19 protein-coding genes and 1 pseudogene are annotated in these 20,457 nt (G+C 70.9%); 7 read left to right on the plus strand and 13 right to left on the minus strand.

Going from position 1 to position 20,457, the window contains the following annotated elements; all coding sequences use genetic code 11:
- Positions 1–49 precede the first annotated feature (49 nt).
- Both PSS76_RS23475 and PSS76_RS23480 read left to right on the plus strand, forming a co-directional pair.
- On the plus strand, positions 50–445 hold the full coding sequence (locus tag PSS76_RS23475) for an SdpI family protein (RefSeq protein WP_337456707.1): 396 nt from the start codon (positions 50–52) through the stop codon (positions 443–445).
- 31 nt (positions 446–476) lie between these two features.
- On the plus strand, positions 477–1,778 hold the full coding sequence (locus tag PSS76_RS23480) for an HNH endonuclease signature motif containing protein (RefSeq protein ID WP_337456708.1): 1,302 nt from the start codon (positions 477–479) through the stop codon (positions 1,776–1,778).
- A gap of 361 nt (positions 1,779–2,139) precedes the next feature.
- Here PSS76_RS23480 and PSS76_RS23485 read toward each other — a convergent pair whose 3' ends face one another.
- From PSS76_RS23485 to PSS76_RS23525, 9 genes are all read right to left on the minus strand, one after another.
- Positions 2,140–3,027 (minus strand): spermidine synthase, encoded by an 888-nt coding sequence (locus PSS76_RS23485; protein WP_221278587.1) that lies wholly within the window; start codon positions 3,025–3,027, stop codon positions 2,140–2,142.
- A 102-nt stretch (positions 3,028–3,129) separates the two neighbouring features.
- Positions 3,130–4,074, minus strand: coding sequence for an ABC transporter substrate-binding protein (locus tag PSS76_RS23490; RefSeq protein WP_022595013.1), 945 nt, complete (start codon positions 4,072–4,074; stop codon positions 3,130–3,132).
- Positions 4,075–4,098: 24 nt separating this feature from the next.
- Positions 4,099–4,806, minus strand: a complete 708-nt coding sequence (locus PSS76_RS23495) for a class II aldolase/adducin family protein (protein WP_242420355.1) — start codon at positions 4,804–4,806, stop codon at positions 4,099–4,101.
- Between the two features lie 10 nt (positions 4,807–4,816).
- Positions 4,817–5,974: an LLM class flavin-dependent oxidoreductase gene (locus PSS76_RS23500; RefSeq protein WP_106851235.1), complete on the minus strand. Its 1,158-nt coding sequence runs from the start codon at positions 5,972–5,974 to the stop codon at positions 4,817–4,819.
- Positions 5,971–7,017: an LLM class flavin-dependent oxidoreductase gene (locus tag PSS76_RS23505; protein ID WP_106851234.1), complete on the minus strand. Its 1,047-nt coding sequence runs from the start codon at positions 7,015–7,017 to the stop codon at positions 5,971–5,973. Before PSS76_RS23505 ends, PSS76_RS23500 begins: the two co-directional genes overlap by 4 nt.
- Positions 7,014–8,051 (minus strand): ABC transporter substrate-binding protein, encoded by a 1,038-nt coding sequence (locus PSS76_RS23510; RefSeq protein WP_064058131.1) that lies wholly within the window; start codon positions 8,049–8,051, stop codon positions 7,014–7,016. The genes PSS76_RS23505 and PSS76_RS23510 overlap by 4 nt, the downstream gene beginning before the upstream one ends.
- Positions 8,048–8,860 carry an ABC transporter ATP-binding protein gene (locus PSS76_RS23515; protein WP_337456709.1) on the minus strand — a complete coding sequence of 271 codons (813 nt, stop codon included), beginning with the start codon at positions 8,858–8,860 and terminating at the stop codon, positions 8,048–8,050. Before PSS76_RS23515 ends, PSS76_RS23510 begins: the two co-directional genes overlap by 4 nt.
- Positions 8,857–9,714: an ABC transporter permease gene (locus tag PSS76_RS23520; RefSeq protein ID WP_013415518.1), complete on the minus strand. Its 858-nt coding sequence runs from the start codon at positions 9,712–9,714 to the stop codon at positions 8,857–8,859. Before PSS76_RS23520 ends, PSS76_RS23515 begins: the two co-directional genes overlap by 4 nt.
- A gap of 2 nt (positions 9,715–9,716) precedes the next feature.
- Positions 9,717–10,751 (minus strand): NrtA/SsuA/CpmA family ABC transporter substrate-binding protein, encoded by a 1,035-nt coding sequence (locus PSS76_RS23525; protein ID WP_013415517.1) that lies wholly within the window; start codon positions 10,749–10,751, stop codon positions 9,717–9,719.
- Positions 10,752–11,103: 352 nt separating this feature from the next.
- Between PSS76_RS23525 and PSS76_RS23530 the strand changes: the two genes are divergently transcribed.
- Together PSS76_RS23530 and PSS76_RS23940 are read left to right on the plus strand one after the other, a co-directional pair.
- Complete coding sequence (locus PSS76_RS23530; protein ID WP_005514244.1) at positions 11,104–11,490, plus strand: hypothetical protein; 387 nt, start codon at positions 11,104–11,106, stop codon at positions 11,488–11,490.
- Between the two features lie 1,551 nt (positions 11,491–13,041).
- Positions 13,042–15,468, plus strand: a pseudogene (locus tag PSS76_RS23940) (cation-translocating P-type ATPase); the annotation flags it as partial.
- Positions 15,469–15,533: 65 nt separating this feature from the next.
- On the opposite strand, the gene PSS76_RS23945 reads toward PSS76_RS23940, so the two are convergent.
- Positions 15,534–15,827, minus strand: coding sequence for an Rv1535 domain-containing protein (locus tag PSS76_RS23945; protein ID WP_350317251.1), 294 nt, complete (start codon positions 15,825–15,827; stop codon positions 15,534–15,536).
- On the opposite strand from PSS76_RS23945, the gene PSS76_RS23540 reads away from it, so the two are divergent.
- Entirely contained in the window at positions 15,753–16,097 is a 345-nt protein-coding gene (locus PSS76_RS23540) for a hypothetical protein (RefSeq protein ID WP_064058129.1), read from the plus strand. The two genes, PSS76_RS23945 and PSS76_RS23540, sit on opposite strands and share 75 nt — an antisense overlap.
- 7 nt (positions 16,098–16,104) lie before the next feature.
- Here the strand turns inward: PSS76_RS23540 and PSS76_RS23545 are convergent, their stop codons facing one another.
- Genes PSS76_RS23545 through PSS76_RS23555 form a run of 3 tightly spaced genes read right to left on the minus strand, consistent with a single transcriptional unit; the run spans position 16,105 to position 18,508 of the window.
- The gene (locus PSS76_RS23545; protein ID WP_005514250.1) at positions 16,105–16,749 is read right to left on the minus strand and encodes a response regulator; all 645 of its coding nucleotides are present in this window, start codon (positions 16,747–16,749) and stop codon (positions 16,105–16,107) included.
- Positions 16,737–17,987 carry a sensor histidine kinase gene (locus PSS76_RS23550; RefSeq protein WP_337456711.1) on the minus strand — a complete coding sequence of 417 codons (1,251 nt, stop codon included), beginning with the start codon at positions 17,985–17,987 and terminating at the stop codon, positions 16,737–16,739. The genes PSS76_RS23545 and PSS76_RS23550 overlap by 13 nt, the downstream gene beginning before the upstream one ends.
- Before the next feature lie 44 nt (positions 17,988–18,031).
- Positions 18,032–18,508, minus strand: coding sequence for a VOC family protein (locus PSS76_RS23555; RefSeq protein WP_005514255.1), 477 nt, complete (start codon positions 18,506–18,508; stop codon positions 18,032–18,034).
- A 103-nt stretch (positions 18,509–18,611) separates the two neighbouring features.
- On the opposite strand from PSS76_RS23555, the gene PSS76_RS23560 reads away from it, so the two are divergent.
- Together PSS76_RS23560 and PSS76_RS23565 are read left to right on the plus strand one after the other, a co-directional pair.
- Positions 18,612–19,601, plus strand: a complete 990-nt coding sequence (locus PSS76_RS23560) for a helix-turn-helix transcriptional regulator (protein WP_337456712.1) — start codon at positions 18,612–18,614, stop codon at positions 19,599–19,601.
- 84 nt (positions 19,602–19,685) lie between these two features.
- Complete coding sequence (locus tag PSS76_RS23565) at positions 19,686–20,456, plus strand: ABC transporter ATP-binding protein (protein WP_064058126.1); 771 nt, start codon at positions 19,686–19,688, stop codon at positions 20,454–20,456.
- The last annotated feature ends 1 nt before the right edge of the window (position 20,457 follow it).

Genomic DNA, 20,457 nt, shown 5'->3' on the forward strand with positions numbered 1-20,457 from the left:
TCGACGTCCGGAAAGGCCGATTCCGGACTCGATGGCCTAGCGTGGCGGCATGGACTCGATCGGCTTGCGGATAACCCTGTGTCTGACGTTCGTGATCGCCGGTATCGCGATCACCTGGACCTCACGCGCGGCCGCCACCGGACGCCTTGGGAGGAACTCCCTCGCGGGCATCCGCACCCCGACGACCATGCACAGCGACGAGACCTGGTCCGCTGCACACGGCGCGAGCAGGCCGTGGACCGATATCGGCGGCGGACTCGCGATCGTCGCCGGCCTGAGCGCACTGATCCCGATGCCCGAAGCGATGCTCACCGCTCTCGGCTTCGCCGGCGCCGCGTGCCTGTTGGGGTTCACCCTCGGCGGAGCCTGGGTCGGAGTACGAGCAGCGCGCGAGGTGGCTTCGGACGAGGACACCTCAGAGGCAAGTCGCACCATGAAGCATTGACTCGAACATCAGTTCGAACTAGGCTCGTGTCATGAATCCGGGGGGACTCAACAATTCGGGCATCACGGCCACCGCGCTGCAGCCTGCCGAGGTGCGTCGGCTCGTCGAACCCGACCTCGTGCGGTCGGTGATCGAGATGTCTCGCGAGATCGAACGTCTGGAGGCTCTCAGGGTCGTCGCGGTTGCCGAAATCGATGAGCGCGCAGTCTCGTTCGACACCCTCGGATTTCGCAGTGTCAAGCAGTGGTTGGCCGCGAACTCACTGTTGGAAGTGCCGGCCGCGGCACGGATCCTCGCGTTGGGCCGGATGCTCAGCCGGCAGCCCGAGATCGCCGACGCCTTCAATGCGGGAGTTGTATCGGCCGAGCACGCGGCGTTGATCGGGAAGTTCTGCGAAACCCCAACCCGCGGAATGCCGAACGAAGCGCTTGGTTCGTGCCGGAAAGTGTTGCTGGACGCCGCGTCCGGTCCCGCCGCGACCACCACGACCGTCCGCACCTGCATCTCCCGGCTGGAGCGGATCTTCGAATCCGACGAACTCCCACCCAGCGAAGACACCGAACGCAACGAATTCCACGCCTCGAAAACTCTGAACGGCCGCGTCTCCGTCAAAGGTGACCTCGATGCCGTGACCGGTGAAATGCTGTTGACGGCACTCTCAGCGTTGACCAAACCACGGACTCTTCTCGACGACCCGGCCGAGAAACGCACCCCGGCACGGCAGCGGGCCGATGCGTTCGCCGAGATCCTGCGCCGCTACCTCGACTCCGGCGACGCGCCGATCGAGGGCGGCGAGCGGCCCCACCTGTCGCTGCATGTGAACGCCAGCGATCTCGCCCGCAGCGAGTCGGCACACGAGTGGACGCCCACGGATGGCGATTCGGACCTGTTCGGCGACAAAGACATCGCACGCATGCCCCACACGGGGCCGCTGTCCATCGCCACCGCCCGGCGGCTCGCGTGCGACTGTCACCTCACACCCATCGTCATGGACGACGGCATCCCCTTGAATCTCGGCCGCAGCAGCCGGACCGTGTCGAAGAAACAGCGCCGCGCCCTGATCGCCCGCGACCACGGCTGCGCCTTCCCCGGCTGCGGCACACCACCCGCCCACTGCGAAGGCCACCACGTAAAGCATTGGGCAGACGGTGGACCCACCGACCTCGACAACCTCGTCCTACTCTGCCGCTACCACCACACCTTGCTGCACCACTCCCACTGGGAAGTCCACATAGGCCCGGACAGAAAGCCGTGGTTCACCCCACCATCCACCGTCGACCCACACAAGAAGCCCATCCCCGCACACGGCCGAGCCGGACCCCGCGCGGCCTGATCGACGCCTGCGCGCGGACGTGCACAGGCGCGTGACCACGCAGCGCCGAATCGGGTATACCCCCTCAGGGTATTCTATGTGGGGTTCCGCGAGTACCGAGTTCGAAGAGAAGGGCAGCTTCCATGTCATCGACGGTCGGCATGATCCGCGCTATCGCCTCACATCCCGGTGTCCGAGCAGCAGCGCGATGCGTGGCATTGTGCACGCTGAGCGCCGCGCAGCAAGGTGTCGTGAGTGAGAAGTCCACCCGGCGAACGCGATCGGTGAACGGCTGCGGCAGCAACGGCTGACGGAGCAGGGCGCTTACAGAGAACCTGCGGTGGCGTCGACGGCTGCCACCGCAAAGATGGCGCTCGCCGCCTCAGCCCTGCGGGGGTTGCGATTCCGCAGCGGCTGCTGCATCGTCCCGGAGCACCCTGGCCGACTCGGCGAACTTCCGAACCTGGGCGTCCTGCCATACGTGTGCCTGAGTACCTCCGCCCAGGACGCGGCTCGCGAGGGCCGACGACGTCGCGATCGGGACGTCGCTGCCGGCGATCACGATGTTGCCGTCGCGTTTGCCCTTGAGCATCGCCGGGTCCGCGATGATCGCGGTGTGCTCGAACACCTCGCCGATGGTCGCCGCCTCGGCCCGGGCGCCACGCAGGTCCGGGGTATCACCGCAGTTGACGACGTAGATTCCGCCCGGCGCGAGCACACGGCGTGCCTGGCGGGTGAACTCGAGGGTGGTCAACAGATGTGGGGTGCTGTTGCCCGCGAACACGTCCCGGACGATCACATCGCGGCTGTCCTCGGTGAGCGTCTCGGTCACCGCCCGCGCCTCCCCCACCCGCACCCGCAGGAGCGGCGCGCGGGGCAGGTCGAACCACTCCCGCACCAGCACGGCGAGTCGGCCGTCCAGCTCGACGACCACCTGCCGCGCATCGGGGTACAGGGACGCGAAGGCCCGCGCGAGCGTGCAGGCCCCACCGCCCAGGTGGAGTACACGCAGTTTCGACGACGAATCCCACTGGGAAAGAACCAGTTCCGAGATCCACCGCATGTAGTCGAACGCCAGCGTTCGCGGATCGGCGAGATCGATGTGGGAACTCGGCTCACCGTTGATCCGCAGGATCCAGCTCTGCTGGTCGAACGGATCCTCCTCGAGCTCGCAGTTTCCCGTATCGATCTCGTAGGTGCCGGCGACAGGCCCGCCGTCGCCACGAGGATCGCGGCCCTCGCTCCTGCGGCCGCCCCGCTGCCTGCCCATCGACGCCATCCCTGCTGCTCACCAGCGCCGCAACCTCAGCAGACGCTCGGATACCAGGGTAGCGGTGGGCGGCAGCGGGACGGCCGCCGGATTCCCCTCCCCTCAGACCGTCGCCGGACGGCTCGCCTCGACGACCTCCCCGATCCACGGCAGCACCGCGTCGCGCACGGTGACGGCACGCGGCAGCAGACCGTTGGCGTGCAACAGGTCGGCCGCACGCTGCTGCTCGTCGAGGAACTCATCGGTCACCGCGCCGATCCCGAAGGGTCGTCCGCGCAGCGCCTGTTCCCATCGGTCCAGGTCGGCCGTACCGCCACGACGCTCCGCGTCCTCGACGAAGAAGCGCGCCGCTTCGCGCGGATTCGCCACGATCCAGGCGTCCGACTCCTGCAGCGCCGCGATCACCGCCTCGAGCTCCGGGCGGCGGGTCTCGGCGAACTCCCGCCGCACGAACCACAGCGACGGGTGGCTGAACAGTCCGTCGGTGTCGACGAGGGTCCGCACCTTCGTCTGCGCCTCCACTTCGGCCAGGCCCGGGTAGGCGCCGACCCACGCATCGATCTCCCCGGCGAGGAGCGCGGCTCCGCCGCGGTCGACGTCGACGTCCACCGGGACGATGTCCGACCACGTGAGGCCGTCGCGGTCCAGTGCCAGCAACACCAGGGTGGTCTGCCACGAGCCGTGCGCGACACCGACCCGCTTGCCGCGCAGGTCCGAAACCGTCCGGATCCCGGACTCCGACAGCGCGACCAGCCGGCCGTTCTCGACCCGCGGTCCCGAGATGCCGACGTACACGAGGTCGCGGCCCTGACCGAGACCGGTGATCGGCGGAGTGAAGCCGGTGCCGATGACGTCGTAACCGCCGGCCTCGAAGAGCCAGTCCGAGTGCAGCGTCGGCAACCCGTGCCGCGGATCGACCCGCTGCGGCGCGGGCAGCTCACGCAGGTCGACCCACTCGACGTCCGGCAGGCGGAGTTCGAGCAGTCCGTTGTGGCGCAGCGCGAACAGGGAGTTGTTGTTCGGGAAGTACCCGACTCGAATCGTCATGGGAATGCTCCTGACTGTCCGGGCTCAGACGAGTCCGCGGCGGCGGGCCTCGTCGAGCAGGCCACTGCGGCCCCACTGGGCGACCAGATTGGTGGCATCGAAATCGGCGGTGCCGCCGACCAGTTCGCCGAGCGCCTGGTACTGCGCACCCTCCTCGAGCAGCACCACGAACTTGGCGAGCTCGAGCAGTCCGGCGCGGCCGATGACGTTGACGCCGCCGTTGGCCTCGAAGATGGCGACGAGATCCGGGTCGTCGACGAGGCGGTCGAGGATGAAATCGCCCGGCGACTGGCTGCGGTCGATGTGCGGTGGGATGTCCCGCGAGAGCGTCAGGCGCTGCGAGGCTGCGTACTTGATGCGCAGCGTGCGGTGGGTCTGCGCCCACCCGCCCAGCCACGGGGTGTGCACGTGCACGATCGACGTGATCTCGGGGTGCTCCCGGAACACCTTGGCGTAACCGGTGACGAAGCCTGCGGGTCCGTCGCCGGACAGCACCTCGCCGTCGAACGTCGCGAGAATCGGCTTCGCACTGCGGTCCTCGGCCCACGGTCCGGGTTCGTTGAGCGCGACCGCCAGTTCCTCGCCGGGCACGCGCTCGACGAAGTTGACGGTGCCGTTGGCGGAGACGGTGCCGGTCTCCCGGAACACCCGGAACGCGGTGTCGGCGGCGCGGCGGGCGTCGTCGACGAACGCCTCGATCGCGGGAGTGATTCGAACTTCGGTGCTGGTCATGGGACTGCTCCTATCGGACGGAAAGACTGCGGACCGGGGTGGGCGTGGTGCGGCGCAACAGCGGCAGCACCTCCTCGCCCACGCGGTAGGCCTCTTCGAGGTGGGGGTTGCCGGCGAGGATGAAGGCGTCCACGCCGAGATCGATCAGCTGGTCGAGGCGCTCGGCGACCTGCTCGTAGCTGCCTACGAGCCCGAACGCCGGTCCCCCGCGGATGAGACTGAAGCCGCACCACACGTTGGGTTGGACCTCGAGGTCGCGATAACCGGTGATGGTCTCCGGCACCCAGCCCGCGATGCGGGCAGCTCCCACCGAATCACCCTGCGCGGCGCGATTGGCGGCCTCACGATCGACGAACGCCCACCCCTTCTCGATCTCGGCCCACGCCGCTTCCTCGGTGTGCCGCGCGACGACGTCGATGCGCACCGCGAACTTCGGAGTTCGTCCGAGCTTCGCGGAATGCTCGCGGACACCGTCGAACTTGGCGCGCAGGTCCGCGAACGGCTCGAGCCAGGACAGGTAGTAGTCGGCGTGCGCGCCCGCCGCCGCGACCGCCGCACCGGACGACCCCGAGAAGAACACCTCCGGGAACGGCTGGCCCGCCAGCAGCGGTGGCAGTGCGGCACCTTCGGTGCGGAAGAAGCGTCCGTCGTAGTCGAACGGCGTCCCGTCCCACACCCCGCGCAGCACGTCGAGGAACTCGGTGGTGCGCGCGTAGCGGTCGTCGTGCGCGACCTTGTCACCCCACCACAGCTGCGGTGCTCCCCCGCCGCCGCTGATGATGTTGTAGACGAGCCGGCCGCCGGTGGCACGCTGCAGGCTCGCCGACATCCGTGCCGCCTGCACGGGATGCAGGAACCCGGGCTGGAACGCCACCATGAACCGGTACGTGTCGCTCTCCCGCGCCAGCGCCGACGCCGCCGCCCACGGGTCCTCGGTGATCGGGAACGACGGGAGCAAACCCCCGACGAATCCGGCCGACTCCGACGCCTTCACCACCGCCGCCATGTGGTCGATGTAGCTGTACCCGTCGAGTTCACCGCCGCGGATCGCCGGGGCGATGTTGCCGGGACCGTGCCCGCCCGCGTGTCCACGGTTGTAGCGGCGCGGAGTGCGCAGCGACGCGTGGTCGCCCTCCATCCCGATGCGCCAGTAGAAGTCGGTGCTCATGCGGAGATCTCCTGTCCAGCGAGCGTGCGGCCGGCGGGGTCGACGAGGTGCAGCAGGTGTTCCCCGACGCGGTGCAGTTCCTCGAGGTGCGGGTGTCCGGTGAGGACGAAGACCTCGACACCGTCTTCCCGGTAACGCGACAGGGCCTGCGCCACGTCCTCGTAACTGCCGACCAGTCCGATCTGCTGCCGGTAGCCGATGCGGTCGAAGCCGGCCCAACGGGATCCGTCCAACGCGAGCGCGCGCACGTCGGCCGCCGTCGCTTCGGGATGCACCTCACGCCACTGCCGGAGGACCCGGGCCCAGGCCTCGTCGGCGTCCTCGCGGGCGACGATCGGGAGTTCGAGCCCGACGCAAACCTCGCGTCCGAATTCGGCTGCGGTGCCGCGTAGTTCGGAGGCCACGGCGGCGATGCCGTGCGACTGCTCGTCCAACAGGTGCACGTCGCCGTGCTCGGCCGCCAGTGCGATCGCCTCGGGCGACGTCCCGGACAGATACACCGTGGGTGCAGGCAATCCGGAGAGGATTCCGCGGAAGCCGCCGTCGATCACGTCGTAGAACTCGCCCGCGAACTCGAAGCCGGTGCCCCCGAAACGCCCCGGTAGCACCTGCTGCTCGTTCCACACACCGCGTGCGACGGTAAGGAACTCGCGGGCCCGACGGTAGCGGTCGGTCCCGGTGACACCGTCGCCGCGCGAACGCGCATCATCGTCGTCGACGTCCACCCGCACTCGCCAGTCGAGCCGCCCCGCGGACAGCCGCTGCAGCGTCGCCGACAGCTTGGCCGCGTACACCGGGGTGCCGAACGCCGGATGGAACTCGACGGTGACGCGGGCGTGCCGGGTCTGGCGCAGAGCGGTGCCGGCCACCACCCACGAGTCGTCCCCCTCGGGGTCGTACGGAACCACGACGCCGTCGAGACCGGACAGCTCGGCAGCAAGGATCGCCTGGTCGAGGAAGTCGAAACCGTCCCGACGTTCGGACACGGCGCCGACGTGCCGGCCGTCGCCGCGTACCGGCAGCTCCCACAGGAACTCGGTCACGATGCCACCTTCCGTTCGGATGCGAGCAGCTCACGGGCCTGGGCCAGCGGCTCGGGTGCCGCCCACGATGCGAGATCGAAGTCGGTGGCCAGGAAGCCGTGCGTGTAGAGGAACTGCTTCTGGACGTCGAGCAGCTCGAGCCGGTCGGCGTCGAGCGTCGGGTGCAGGTCGCGGTGGAACGTGTCGCCGTACGCGGCCTCGACGCCGGCCGCCCCCGAGTTCGTCTCCCGGGCCAGGACGTCGCGGACCTCGTCGAGGTTGCCGGCGGCCCAGTCGGCGGCCCGCAGCGTCTGCGCGAGGAACGCGGTGACCAGCTCGGGCCGGGACTCGAGCAGGTCGGCGTGCACCGTGATCGGCCGCGGGGTGCCGTTGTTGACGCGCAGCCGCTTCGATGCGGTGGCGTCGAGGTCGACGGCGACCTGCAGACCGTGTTCGCGGGCCACCTCCTGCGCCCGCGCGCCCTTGACGTAGATCGCATCGACATCGCCCTGCAGCAGGGCCTCGACGCCCCACGTGGTGGTGCGTGACCGGGATCCGGTGCGTACCTGCGGGTTCGGCTCGGCCGGCACCTCGACGGTGATGACGTCGGCGAACGTGAGACCGCCCAGGCGCAGCGCCGACGCGAAGCCGTGCAGTGCCATCGCCCGCGGGAAGCTGCGGGCCCGGTCGTCCGCCCACGCGGGGATACCGATGCGCAGACCCGCCAGTTCCGCGGGGGAATCCAGGGATGCGGCCGGTCCGACCAGGATCGCCTGGGATTCGTCGATCCACGTCAGTCCGACGAGCCGGGTCGGTGCACCCTCGGCCCGCGCCGCGAGCGCGGGCACGTTGCCGCCCTCCCGGATCAGACTCGGCAGCCCGTGGTCGAAATGCCTGCCGGCCAGTTCGGCGTCGGCGTCCTGCAGGATGCCGAACCGCAGCCCGGCGTCGTCGGCCGTCTCGGACAACCAGCCCAGCGAATTCGCGAGCCCGCTCGCGGTCGGGACGGGGCACCGTGTGTACCAGAGGGTGTCGAGGGGTGATGCGATGGTCACGGGGCACTCCTTCCGGGGTGGTGAGTGGCGTCTCTGCCGACGCCGAGCTCAGCGAGGAACGCCGCGCGGTAGCGCAGGGCCTCGGGGTCGTTCCGATCGCGGGGACGTGCGAGGTCGATGTCGACATCGACCGCGAACGATCCCTCGTTGAGGATCAGCACGCGATCGGCGAGACGGACGGCCTCGTCGACGTCGTGGGTGACGAGCAGGACAGCGGGCCGGTGCCGAGCGACCAGATCGCCGACCAGGTCCTGCATCTGCAGGCGGGTGAGGGCGTCCAGCGCGGCGAACGGCTCGTCGAGCAGCAGCAGTTCCGGCTCGCGGACCAGTGCCCGAGCCAGCGCGACTCGCTGCGCCTCACCACCGGACAGCGTCGCCGGCCAGTCCCGCTGCTTGCCGGCCAGACCGACCTCGCCGAGCGCTTTGGTCCCGGCCTGCTTCACCGCCGTGCCGCGGCGCTGCCCCACGACGACGTTGCCGAGAACCCGCTTCGACGGGATCAGCCGCGGTTCCTGGTAGACGACGGTGCGCTGGTGCGGGACGAGGATCTCGCCGCCGTCGGGCCGTTCGAGTCCGGTGAGCAGGCGCAACAATGTGGTCTTGCCGGTGCCGCTGGGACCGAGCAGCACGACGAACTCGCCGCGATGAATGGTGAGGTCGACGCCGCCGAGGATCGTCTTGTCGCCGAAGCTCTTCCGGACTCCCTGCAGCCGCACCGCGACCGGTTCCCCGGCGCGGCGGGCGGCAGCGGTCGTCGCCGTCCGCTCCCGCTCCGCGAGCGGAGGCAGGGGGGCCTGCGCCGCGCTCATCGGACCACCGCCAGGCGACGCCAGGGCATCGCGAAGCGTTCGACGACCCGCACGATCGCGTCGAAGACCAGACCGAGGGCCGCGTACAACACCACGCACAGCACCATGTAGTCGGTGCGGTTGTACTCCTGCGCCAGCGTGACCAGGTAGCCGATGCCCTCGCGGGTGCCGACCTGTTCGGCGGCGATGAGTCCGGTGATGCTGAGCGACAGGCAGATCCGCAGTCCCATCAGCACGCCGGGCAGCGCGGCCGGGAGGATGGCCTCGGCGACCAGGCGCCATCCGGTGAGTCCGAATCCGCGGGCGGCCTCGACCATCTTGCGATCGACGTTGCGGACGCCGAGGTACGTGTAGGCGTACATCGGTGCCACCGTCGCGACCGCGATGAGGACGACCTTGAACGTCTCGTCGATCCCGAACCACGCGATGAACAGCGGCACCAGCGCGAGGAAGGGGACGGCCCGGTTGATCTGCATCGTCGAGTCGATGAGCTCCTCACCGAGCGTCGACAGCCCCGACAGAACCCCGAGCACCAAGCCGATGACGGTGCCGAAGAAGACACCGATCGCGGCCCGCTGCAACGACGCGAGCGAGAAGTCGACCAGCTGGCCGGTGGAGTACAGCTCGACGAACGCGTCCCACACCTTGACCGGCGAGGCCAGCACGGCCTCGGAGATCAGGCCGGTGGCGGATCCGATCCACCACCCTGCGACGAGCACCGCGGGCACCAGCAGACGCAACGGCAGCGACAGCCACGCGGGTCGGCTGCGGTGCCGGCGGTACGCGGGGGTCTCGAGCTCGAGCCCCGCCGCCGCCGCGCTCGGGCGTCCCGCGTCCTTCAACGTCGCGGTCACCGTCAGGCTCCCGGCTTCGACGCGACCGCACCCTGCAGGTCGAACGTCAGGTCGGCGGCGGTGAGCTGCCGCTGGATGACGCCGTTGCGGTAGAACAGGTCGGCCACCGACTGTAGATCGGCCTCGTCGGCCGCGGTCGGGTAGCGGAAGTCGGTGACCTGGCCTCCCAGCGCGATCGCGTCGTCGAGGCGCTGGCCGCTCAGTGCGCGCGGCCCGGCCTGCTCGAAGACGTTCTCGAACGCGGCCGGATTCTCGCGCTGACGGCGGGTGAGGTCCTTGGTGACCTCGAGGAACTTCTGCACCACCTCGGGATGCTCCTGCAGCACCGCGGTCCGGCCGGCGATGATCGTGTTGTCGACCGACTTGATGTCGCCCTCGGTGACGATCTCCTTGGCGCCCTTGGCCTTCGCCTCTTGGTACGGCGCCAGGAACGACGCCCACGCGTCGACCTGTCCGGTCGAGAACGCCGATGCCGCGTCGGTCTGCTGCAGGGGCACCCGCTCGACCGAGTCGATCGGGATGTTCGCCTCGGTGAGCGCCTTGAGGACGATGTACTCGCCCTTGGCGGCCGGGTTCACCGCGACCCGCTTGCCCTTCAGGTCCTCGAGCGACGAGATCCCCGACGCGGCGGTGGCGACGATGCCGCTCTGATCCTTGTTGTACGGATCCGACGTCGCGAAGATCCGGACGCCGACGTCCTTGGACAGCGCGCCGACCACCGGGCTGTACGCGCCGGTCTGGATGTCCAGTTCACCCGTGTTGAACAGTTTGAGGTTGGAGCTGAATCCCGGTGTGGTCTTGACCCATTCGATCTTGGCACCGAGCGGGGCGAGCGCACGGTCGAAGTCTCCGTCGCGCTTGCCGACCGCGATCGCCCCGGAGTTGCCCGGGTCGTACACCTTGAGGGTGAAGCTCTGACCGGCCGGAGCGTCGGCGGACGCCGACGCCTCTTCGCCGCCACACGCGACGACCATACCCGCCAGGGGAACGAGCGCGAGCGCGAGAGCGGCTCGGGGCAGTCGGCGCATACGGAACATCGGGCACTCCTCGGAGGAAGGGAACACATGAAAAGCGAACGCGCCACATCGATTCGACGGCGTGGTGCGGGGGTGACGGTGAACAACGTTAGGACCGAACGGTCGAGATTCCACCGTTTGCCTTTTACGTGAACACAACGCTTGACACACAGGGGAATTCGTGTCGTCCGGGCCGACAGAGGTTCACATCGCAAGTGGTCCGGTTTAGACTCGCCTGGAGCGGTGAATCGTGATCCCGCGTCGGACATGGGCGCGGGCCCACCCCGAACCGAACGATGGGCGTTCGATGGAACAAACAGGCAGTACCCCGCACAACACCCCCCACACCGGTCACGGATCCGGCAACGGGTCGATGTCCTTGACCGGCGGCGCGGTGCGCGCAGTCTCCGGCATCGCCGAGGTGACCACGTCGTCCATCGGCGCGCTGGGCGGCGCCGCCGTGGGAGGCCTCGTCGGCGGTGTCCGCGGTGCCGTCGGAGGCGTCGCCGGCGGCACCCGCCGCGGCCTCGAGCGGGGCAGCCACTCCACACCCGCCGCGGTGCTGACGATGGCCGCGGCCGGCGCCGTCGGACTCGTCGAATGGCCGGTGGTCCTGACAGTCGGGGGCGCCGCGCTCGTGCTCCGGCAACTGCACGAGCGCGGCGCGCCCACCGACGGCTCCCGCGCGGACGAGGCCGGCGCGGAGGACGACAGCGCAGCGAAGTCCTCCGCCTCGCGGCCGCCGGGACGTGCCACTTAGGTGCGGATTCCGGGGGTCGGATCACTCGTCGAGCGGGCTCGCAGCCTTCCCGGACGGACGGCGCACGCCGCGATCACGACCGTCACGGTGGGAACCGCCGCGACCGCCGGAGTGCTCACGGGCGTGTTCGCGCCCCCGACCCGATCCCGCGACGCGACGGCCGATGTTCTCCCCCGGGTGCCGACCGCGTGGGACGACGGGGTGCTCTCGGCGCGCGTCATCGCGCTGGCCGCCCACTCGGTAGGGTTCGGGGCCGCGGCCACCGGCCGCCTGTTCCGGGTGCCGCGGCTACCGTCCGCCGTCGCCGCACCGATCGTCCTACTCGACTATCAACCCGCGCTGCGCCGATTGCTCGAGGCGGGCATCGGGCGTCCGCGCACCGACCTCCTCCTCTCGACCCTCACCGCCGCGAGCTTCACGCTCGTGCAGGCGCCGCCCCCGCTCGCGATCGAGGCCCTGCTCCGCGCCTCCGTGGTCGGCGAGGTGCTGGCCAACCGGCGCGCGTGGCTACGGAGCACGCACCGCCCGGTGCCCGAAACCGCGGCCCCCGACCTCGCCGCGGCCGGACCGGTGGACCGTCACCTCGAGCGCGCGGCGTGGGCACAGTTGGGCGGGGTCGCGGCGGTGGGAGCGGCCACCGGGAGCGTCCGAGCGGCGGGAACGGCGGCGCTCGTCACCGCACCCAAGGCGGCCCGCACGGCCCGCGAGTCGTTCGCGAGCACCCTGGGCCGCGGACTGGCCGACGACCACGGTGTGCTGAGCCGCGGGCCCGACGTGCTGCGCCGGCTCGACGCCGTGACCGCGCTCGTCGTCGATCCGCGTGCGCTCCTCACCGCGGACCTGCGGGTGAGCCGGATCCGCGGCGTCGACGACCACCGCCGCGCGGGGGTGTGGGAAGCGGCACGGACGGCGATCGAGTCGGGAGAACTCGACACCGGGTGGCACTCCCTGGCCGGCATCGACAACGCTGCCGACCCCGGAGACGATCCCGACGCCGCCGTGCTGATCTCCCCCGTCCGCGACGCGCTGGCGGGCGCCCTGCTCGAACAGGCCCGCCAAGCGGGCATCACCGTGCACTCCGTCGACGACGAGGCGCTGGGCACGTTGCGCTCGGCGTTCGACGACCTCGGAAAGCCCGGCGATTCCACCGATTCCGACCTCCGGTCGACCGTCGAACGCCTGCAGGAATCCGGGGCGACCGTCGCCGTGCTGAGCGTCGACTGCCCCCGAGCCGTGCTCGCCGCCGACGTGAGCCTGGCCCTGCGCCCGGAATCGGCGGCGCCGGCGGATCTGCTGGTGCCGGATCTGGGGGCGGTCTGGCGCATCCTGCGCGCACTGCCCGCCGCCCGTACCGCGAGTCGGCGCGGCATCGAGATCGCTTCCGGCGCGTCACTTCTCGGCTCACTGCTGATGATCCCGGGGACCCACGGGCGCGGCCCGGGGCCCGTCAGTGTCGGCGCCGGTGCGGCCCTGTGGACCGGGCGCAGCCTCGCCCGCGGCGTGCTCCGCGCGGAGCCGCCCCGCCCGAGCCCGCAGCACGACTGGCACGCGATGTCGGTCGACAGGGTGCGCCGGACCGTCGAGTCGCCGCCGCCGAGTCGTGCCGCTGCGGGTCCCGGACGGATCGGCACGACGGTCGGCCGAATCCGCGGTCCCGCCTCCGGTGTGTGGGACTTCGGCCGGTCACTGCGCACCGAACTGGCCGATCCGCTCACCCCGATCCTGGCGACCGGTTCGGCGGCCAGTGCCGTGCTCGGGTCTCCCGTGGACGCGATCCTCGTCGGGACGGTTCTGGTCGGCAACGCCGCGCTGTCGGCGGCCCAGCGACTGCATGCCGAACGGCTCCTCACCCGTCTGCTCGCAGGCCAGGACGCCCCGGCACGACGGATCCGCCCGGGCACCGACACCACCGAGTCGGTCGATGCCGCGCTGCTCCGGCCGGGCGACGTGATCGTGGTCCGGCCCGGTGAAGTGGTGCCAGCCGACGGACGACTCGTCGAGGCGGACGGGGTCGAGGTGGACGAGTCGTCGCTCACCGGCGAGTCGATGCCCGTCGACAAGCAGACCGACGCGACTCCCGGTGTGCCGCTCGCGGAACGGACCTGCATGCTGTTCGCCGGCACGACCGTGCTGACCGGCACCGCGACGGCCCTGGTCACGGCCGTCGGCGACGACACCGAGACCGGCCGGGCCGCGGCCCTGTCCCCCGCGCCGGTCCGGAAGGTGGGCCTGCAGTCGCAGTTGCGCGAGCTCACCGACCGGGTGCTCCCGGTCAGCATCGGGGGTGGCGCGCTGGTCACCGCCACGTCGATGCTGCGCGGCGGGGGCCTGCGCTCCGCGGTCACGAGCGGCGTGGCGGTGGCGGTCGCCGCGGTCCCCGAGGGGCTTCCGCTCGTCGCGACGCTGGCACAGCAGGCGGCCGCGCGCCGGCTGACCCGCGCCTCGGTGCTCGTGCGCACCCCACGGTCGGTCGAGGCCCTCGGCCGCGTGGACGTCGCGTGCTTCGACAAGACCGGAACCCTCAGCCAGGACCGGCTTCGGGTGACGCAGATCCGTCCGATCGGCACGTGCGACGACGCCCGGGTGGTCCGTGCGGCCGCCCGGACGTCGGTGACGCCGGACGGGCGCACCGCCGCGCACGCCACCGACCGCGCCGTCGTCGAGGCCGCCGAGGCGACCGAGGAAGGAGCGGAGGCACCGGTCTCGGACGTGGTCCTGCCGTTCCGCGCCGGACGGCCGTACGCGGCGGCGCTGCACGGCACCGAGCTGCTCGTCAAGGGTGCCCCCGAGGTGATTCTGGCCGCGTGCACCGGGGCCGCCCCCGACGCGCTCGAAACGATCGTCGACGACGTCCGGTCGATGGCGGAGGACGGTCTGCGGGTGATCGCGGTGGCCCGACGCACCGTGCCCGACGACGCGGTCGCACGGGCCGCCGAGGACCCGGACGTCGTCGAATCCCTGTGCGGCCGTGGACTCGAACCGCTCGGACTGTTGGGTCTGTCCGACACCATCCGCCCCGAGGCGACCGACCTGCTGCCCGAACTCGAGGACCGCGGCGTGTCCGTGCGGTTGATCACCGGGGACCATCCGGTGACCGCGGCCGCCATCGCCCGGGACCTGGGACTGGACGTGGACGCCGACGACGTGATGAGCGGGAGCGAATGGGAGTCGCTCTCCCATCGGCGGCAGGAGGCCGCGGTCCGCGAGCGGCGGGTGTTCGCCCGGATGTCCCCCGAGCAGAAGGTGCAGATCGTGCAGACGCTCGAACGTTCCGGGAGCGTGTGCGCGATGGTCGGCGACGGTGCCAACGACGCCGCCGCCATCCGCGCCGCGAGCATCGGGATCGGGGTGACCTCCCACGGCAGTCATCCGGCCCGCAGCGCCGCCGACATCCTGCTGATCGGCGGGCACGTCGACGCCATCCTCGACGCCGTCGACGAGGGCCGGCAGCTGTGGCAACGCGTCCAGTCGGCGGTCGCGGTCCTGCTCGGCGGGAACGCGGGCGAGGTGGCGTTCGCGTTGATCGGCAGCGCGATCGGCGGCCGGGCTCCGCTCAACGCGCGGCAGCTGCTGCTCGTGAACCTGTTCACCGACGCGCTACCCGCCGCGGCGCTCGCCGTGAGCCCGCCCAACCGCAATCACGCCTACGACGGCCGCGGACCGGACAGCGCCGCACTGTGGCGGACCGTCGCGATCCGCGGGACCGCGACAGCCGCCGGCGCCGGCGTCGCGTGGGGCATCGCCTCGCTCACCGGGCGGCCGCGGCGAGCGTCGACGGTGGGACTCGTGGCGTTGGTCGGCGCCCAACTGGGGCAGACACTGATCGACTCCCGCAGTCCCCTCGTGGTCGTGACCGCCGCGGGATCGCTGGCGGCGCTGGCCGGGGTGGTCAGCGTTCCCGGGCTGAGCCAATTCCTCGGATGCACGCCCCTGGGACCGGTCGCGTGGGCGCAGGCGCTGGGCCCGGCGGTGGGCGCGACGGCTGCCGCCGCGCTCGCCCCGCACGCCCTCGCGTGGTGGTCGGCGCGCGACGGCCGGGGTGGTCAGTCGACGACGAGAACCCCGGTCCGCAGCAGCACCGCGTACGCATGGCGCAACGGCGGCGTGAGCACGGACGTGACCACACCGGTCAACGGATCCGGTCCCGACGGGCGGACGGCCGAGGCGAACGCGGAGAGCGTGGATAACGAAACGATCACGACTCCCACGATGACGGGCCCAGGTGTACGGCAGGTGAACGACGAGGATGGGCAGGACGAACGATGACCGAAGCAACGCTCGACCGCGGCGCCGACCGGGCGTCGCGCAGCGGGGGATCCCCCGGCTCCGGAGCGCACGACTCGTCAGCGCACGGTCCGGGTTCGCACCGGGACGCCCTCGAACGCATCGCGCAGGGATCGCGGTTCGCGATCCGCCTGCCGCTCATCGGCGACGTCGGTGTCCCCAAGCCGGAACAACTCGCCTACCTCGGCGCCCTCGGTCTGCTCGCGGCGTTCGAAGTGATCGACTGGCCGGTCGCGCTGGCGATCGCGGTCGGCCACGCGCTCGCCGAGGACCAGCGGCACCGGGCACTGCGCGAGGTGGGCGAGGCACTCGAGAGCGCGTGACCCCGGATCACGACCGCAGGTGCGCGAGCACCGCGAGGACGCGGCGATGCCCGCTGTCCGACGCCGCGAGCCCGAGCTTGGCGAAGATGTTGCCGATGTGCTTGCTCACCGCGGTGTCGCTCACCACCAACCGGCGCGCGATGTCGCCGTTGCCGAGACCCTCGGCCATCAGTCCCAACACCTCGGATTCGCGCGGCGTGAGGCTTCGAATCGGATCGTCGGCGCGCCGCCGGCTCATCAGCTGGGAGATCACCTCGGGATCCATCACGGTGCCGCCGCCGACGACGCGCCGGAGGGCGTCGACGAACTCCTCGACCTTGCCGACCCGTTCCTTGAGGAGATAGCCGACCCCGCCCGCACCTCCGGAGAGCAGATCACCGGCGTAGCGGTCCTCGACGTACGCCGACAGCACCAGCACGGGGAACCCCGGCCGCCGACGCCGGGCCTCGATCGCCGCCTTCAGTCCCTCGTTGGTGAAAGTCGGGGGCATCCGCACATCCAGGACCGCGCCGTCGGGCGGATCGGACTCGAACGATTCCAGGAACTTCTCCGCGTCGTCCACCGCCGCCGTCACCTCGATCCCGACGCTGCCCAGCAGGAGCGCGAGCCCCTCCCGCAGCAGGGCGTCGTCCTCGGCGATCAGAATCCGCACGGTAGTTCCACCTCGAGTCTCGTCGGCCCACCGAATGGGCTGTCCAACGTCACAGTCCCCTCGAACGCTGCCACGCGCCGCCGGATCCCCGCCAATCCGCTACCGGGCCGCTCCACCGCACCGCCGACGCCGTCGTCGACGACGTCGATCACCATCGTCGCGCCGCCCTCGTCGTCGCGGGTCGCGATGGTCACCTGGACCCGCTCGGCGCCGCTGTGCTTGGCGACGTTGGTGAGAGCCTCGGCGACCACGAAGTACGCCGCGGCCTCGACGGCGGCCGGGGCACGCCGCAGCCCGTCGACGTCGAGCACGCACGACACGGCGCTACGGCCAGCGAGCGCGGAGACCGCACCGCCCAGACCGAGCTCGTCGAGCACGGGCGGGTAGATGTCGTGCACCAGGGTGCGCAGCTCCGACAGCGCGTCCGACGCCGCGTCCTGCGCACGAAGCAGTTGCGGCAGAGCCTGTTCCGGCGCAACGCGCAACGAGCGCTCGGCCAACCCCAGCATCATCACGACCGCGACCAGCCGGTTCTGGGCACCGTCGTGCAGGTCGCGTTCGATGCGTCGCAGCTCGGCGGCATGCGCGTCGAGCGCCGCGGCGCGGCTCGCGGTGAGCGCCGAGACCCGCTCGGACAGTTCGGTTTCCCGCCGCGGGGACAGCAACCGCGAGGCGAGCGCACACATACCCCGCGCCATCACCGGGATCGACCACCAGGCCAGTACCGCGTAGCCGACGGCGAACAACGGCATCGGCGCGGCACCCCACCACGACGTCACGGGGTAGATGCTGCTCACCGGCTCGTCGGGCGGTAACGCCCACCAGTAGAAGGGAATCGCCAAGGTGTTGAGTGCCGCGAGCGGCAGCGCGATCGCCAGCAGGCCCGCCGTCAGGGCCGCGATGGAGTGCACCGCGACCCACGCGAAGTCGCGTCGAGTGGACGGCGCGACGATCAGACGCCGCAGGTCGTCGAAGCCCGGCCGGTTCGGTATCGGCGGGTACCGCTCCCCCACCACCGTCCCGGCATATCGGCCGGCCCGCTGGCGCGCCGACCCGGCCCACCAGCGCAACGCCCGCAGGTACCACGGCAGCGCGAGCCAGCCCACGATGAGCATCAGCGTCGCGGCGATCACCAGACCGACGAACACGAACGCAAACGACACGAGCGCGGCGGCAGCTTCCACCGCGAGGAAGCGGACGGCGCCCCATCGCACCCTCAGTCGTTCGCTCCACGTCATCGGTCCAGCATGCCGCACCGTCCACCCGATGTCGGTACAGCCCGCTACACCATCGGTCGGGCACTTCGATCGGCCGCGACGTCGAGGATCCAGGTGACCCCGAACCGGTCGGTGAGCATGCCGAAGCCGGGCGTCCAAGCCGCCGCGGCGAGCGGTTCGACGATCCGGGCGTCCACCGCCAACCGGTCCCAGTAGTCCCGGACCTCGTCGAGCGTCTGTCCGCGCACGGACACGAAGAACGGCTGATCGGTGACGGTGGTCCCGTTCTCCCGGCGGGTGGATCCCCCGGCCGCCCCGGGGGTGCCCGCGCGGCCGGGAATGTCGTAGGCCATCACCCGGAAGCCGTCTCCGGTCTCGATCTGGCCGAAGACCACGGCGTCGGCACCGGGCGCCTCCCGCGGCATCCCGAGGTCGCCGTAGGTCGCGATCGTGAGATGGCCGCCGAAGACGGTCCGGTAGAACTCGAGGGCTGCGCGGGCGTCGCCGCCGAAGTTGAGGTGAGTGGTCGTGGTGATGCTCATGTCTGCTCCTGGATGAGAACGTGGCGGGCTTGCCCCTGACCGCACCGACCCTCCCAGGGGTATAGGTCGGATTCCGTCCTACAAGGAACTTACGATCGAAGACATGACAGCGGCCACGTCCCGACTCCTCGCGTTGCTGTCGCTTCTGCAGACGCGCCGGGACTGGCCGGGTTCCACGCTGGCCCAGCGGCTCGACATCAGCCCCCGGACGGTGCGCCGGGACATCGACCGGTTGCGGGAGATGGGATACGCCATCCACGCGACGATGGGGCCCACCGGCGGCTACCGGCTGGACGCCGGCAGCGAACTCCCGCCACTGCTGTTCGACGACGACCAGGCCGTCGCGCTGGCGGTGGCCCTGCAGGCTGCTGCCGAGACCGGCGTCGGGATCGAGGAGGCCGCGATCCGCGCGCTGACCACGGTGAGACAGGTGCTCCCCACCCGCCTGCGCCACCGGCTCGACGTACTCGACTTCACGGCGATCCCGGCGGGAAACGGCCCGAGGGACGACGACCCGGTGGCCGCCGATGTGCTGGTGGCGATCTCCACGGCGATCCGTGCGCGCGAGACGCTCCGCTTCGACTACGCGAACGCCGACGGCGCCCGCACCCGCGAGCCGTCACCGCCGCGACGTGTGCAGCCGCACCACCTGGTGACGTCGAATCGGCGCTGGTACCTGGTCGCGTGGGATCTCGAGCGCGAGGCCTGGCGCGTGTTCCGAGCCGACCGCATCAGTCCACGCATCCCCACCGGACCTCGCTTCACGCCCCGCGAGGTCCCCGGGGCCGACGTGGCCGCGTTCGTCTCCGCAGGCTTCAAGGGGTCGTCCCACGTGGACGGGTGGCCGTGCCGCGGAAAGGTCGTCCTTCATCGGCCGGCGTCCGACGTCGTGCCCTTCGCGGGCGACGGCGTCGTCGAGGATCTCGGCCCCGACCGATGCGGCCTCGAACTCGGATCCTGGTCGTGGGTGGCCCTCGCGGCCGGCTTGAACCGCTTCGACACCGACATCGACGTCGTCGGACCGCCGGCACTCGTCGACGCGTTCGCCCGGCTGGCAGGCCGCAACGCGCGGACCGCGTCCGGCAGGTCCTGAACCGCCGGGGTGGAGCCAGCTACACCATCGATCGGGTATCGCACGGGATGTTCCGGGAAGCCGCCGCTCCATAGCGTTCCTTCCATGTCCTCCTTCGCTTCCAGCCCACCCTTCGTCGAGAGCCCGCCACGGGCCGCCGTCCGTCTCACCGACGTCACCCGAACGTACGGCTCGGGGCGCACCCGGGTCACCGCACTCGACGACGTCAGCCTCACCCTCGCGCCCGGCAGTTTCACTGCGATCATGGGCCCGTCCGGTTCGGGCAAGAGCACGTTTTTGCACTGTGCCGCCGGCCTCGACCAGCCCACCCGCGGCTCGGTGTGGCTCGGCGACACCGAGATTAGTGCGCTGAAACCCAAGGCACGCACCGTTTTCCGGCGGGATCACATCGGGTTCGTATTCCAGGCGTACAACCTCATGGCGGCGCTCACGGTCGAACAGAACGTGACGCTGCCGCTGTTGCTCGCCGGGCGCACCGCCGACCGGGCGCATCTCGATCACGTCCTGGACGCGGTCGGACTCGCCGACAAGCGGCACCGCCGCCCGGCCGAGATGTCCGGTGGTCAACAGCAGCGCGTCGCCATCGCGCGCGCGCTCATCACCCAGCCGCACGCGGTGTTCGCGGACGAGCCCACCGGGGCGCTCGACAGCCGCACCGGCCGTCAGGTGCTGGACCTGTTGCGCCGCACCACCACCGAGCTGGGGCAGACGATCGTCATGGTCACGCACGATCCGGTCGCCGCCGCCCACGCGGACCGAGTGGTGTTCCTCGCAGACGGTCGGCTCGTCGGACGGATGGACTCCCCCACCCCCGCCGCGGTCGCCGACCACATGACCCACCTCGGGGAGTGGTGAA

Source organism: Prescottella sp. D32, from assembly GCF_037287305.1.
Lineage (GTDB): Bacteria > Actinomycetota > Actinomycetes > Mycobacteriales > Mycobacteriaceae > Prescottella > Prescottella equi.

Excerpts from the sequence above, each read along its gene's own strand:
- PSS76_RS23540 (WP_064058129.1), top strand. The coding sequence starts at position 15,753 with ATGACCGAAGCAACGCTCGACCGCGGCGCCGACCGGGCGTCGCGCAGC.
- PSS76_RS23525 (WP_013415517.1), bottom strand. The coding sequence starts at position 10,751 with ATGTTCCGTATGCGCCGACTGCCCCGAGCCGCTCTCGCGCTCGCGCTC.
- PSS76_RS23485 (WP_221278587.1), bottom strand. The coding sequence starts at position 3,027 with ATGGGCAGGCAGCGGGGCGGCCGCAGGAGCGAGGGCCGCGATCCTCGT.
- PSS76_RS23490 (WP_022595013.1), bottom strand. The coding sequence starts at position 4,074 with ATGACGATTCGAGTCGGGTACTTCCCGAACAACAACTCCCTGTTCGCG.
- PSS76_RS23550 (WP_337456711.1), bottom strand. The coding sequence starts at position 17,987 with ATGACGTGGAGCGAACGACTGAGGGTGCGATGGGGCGCCGTCCGCTTC.
- PSS76_RS23475 (WP_337456707.1), top strand. The coding sequence starts at position 50 with ATGGACTCGATCGGCTTGCGGATAACCCTGTGTCTGACGTTCGTGATC.
- PSS76_RS23480 (WP_337456708.1), top strand. The coding sequence starts at position 477 with ATGAATCCGGGGGGACTCAACAATTCGGGCATCACGGCCACCGCGCTG.
- PSS76_RS23515 (WP_337456709.1), bottom strand. The coding sequence starts at position 8,860 with ATGAGCGCGGCGCAGGCCCCCCTGCCTCCGCTCGCGGAGCGGGAGCGG.
- PSS76_RS23495 (WP_242420355.1), bottom strand. The coding sequence starts at position 4,806 with ATGACCAGCACCGAAGTTCGAATCACTCCCGCGATCGAGGCGTTCGTC.
- PSS76_RS23500 (WP_106851235.1), bottom strand. The coding sequence starts at position 5,974 with ATGAGCACCGACTTCTACTGGCGCATCGGGATGGAGGGCGACCACGCG.
- PSS76_RS23560 (WP_337456712.1), top strand. The coding sequence starts at position 18,612 with ATGACAGCGGCCACGTCCCGACTCCTCGCGTTGCTGTCGCTTCTGCAG.
- PSS76_RS23530 (WP_005514244.1), top strand. The coding sequence starts at position 11,104 with ATGTCCTTGACCGGCGGCGCGGTGCGCGCAGTCTCCGGCATCGCCGAG.
- PSS76_RS23555 (WP_005514255.1), bottom strand. The coding sequence starts at position 18,508 with ATGAGCATCACCACGACCACTCACCTCAACTTCGGCGGCGACGCCCGC.
- PSS76_RS23565 (WP_064058126.1), top strand. The coding sequence starts at position 19,686 with ATGTCCTCCTTCGCTTCCAGCCCACCCTTCGTCGAGAGCCCGCCACGG.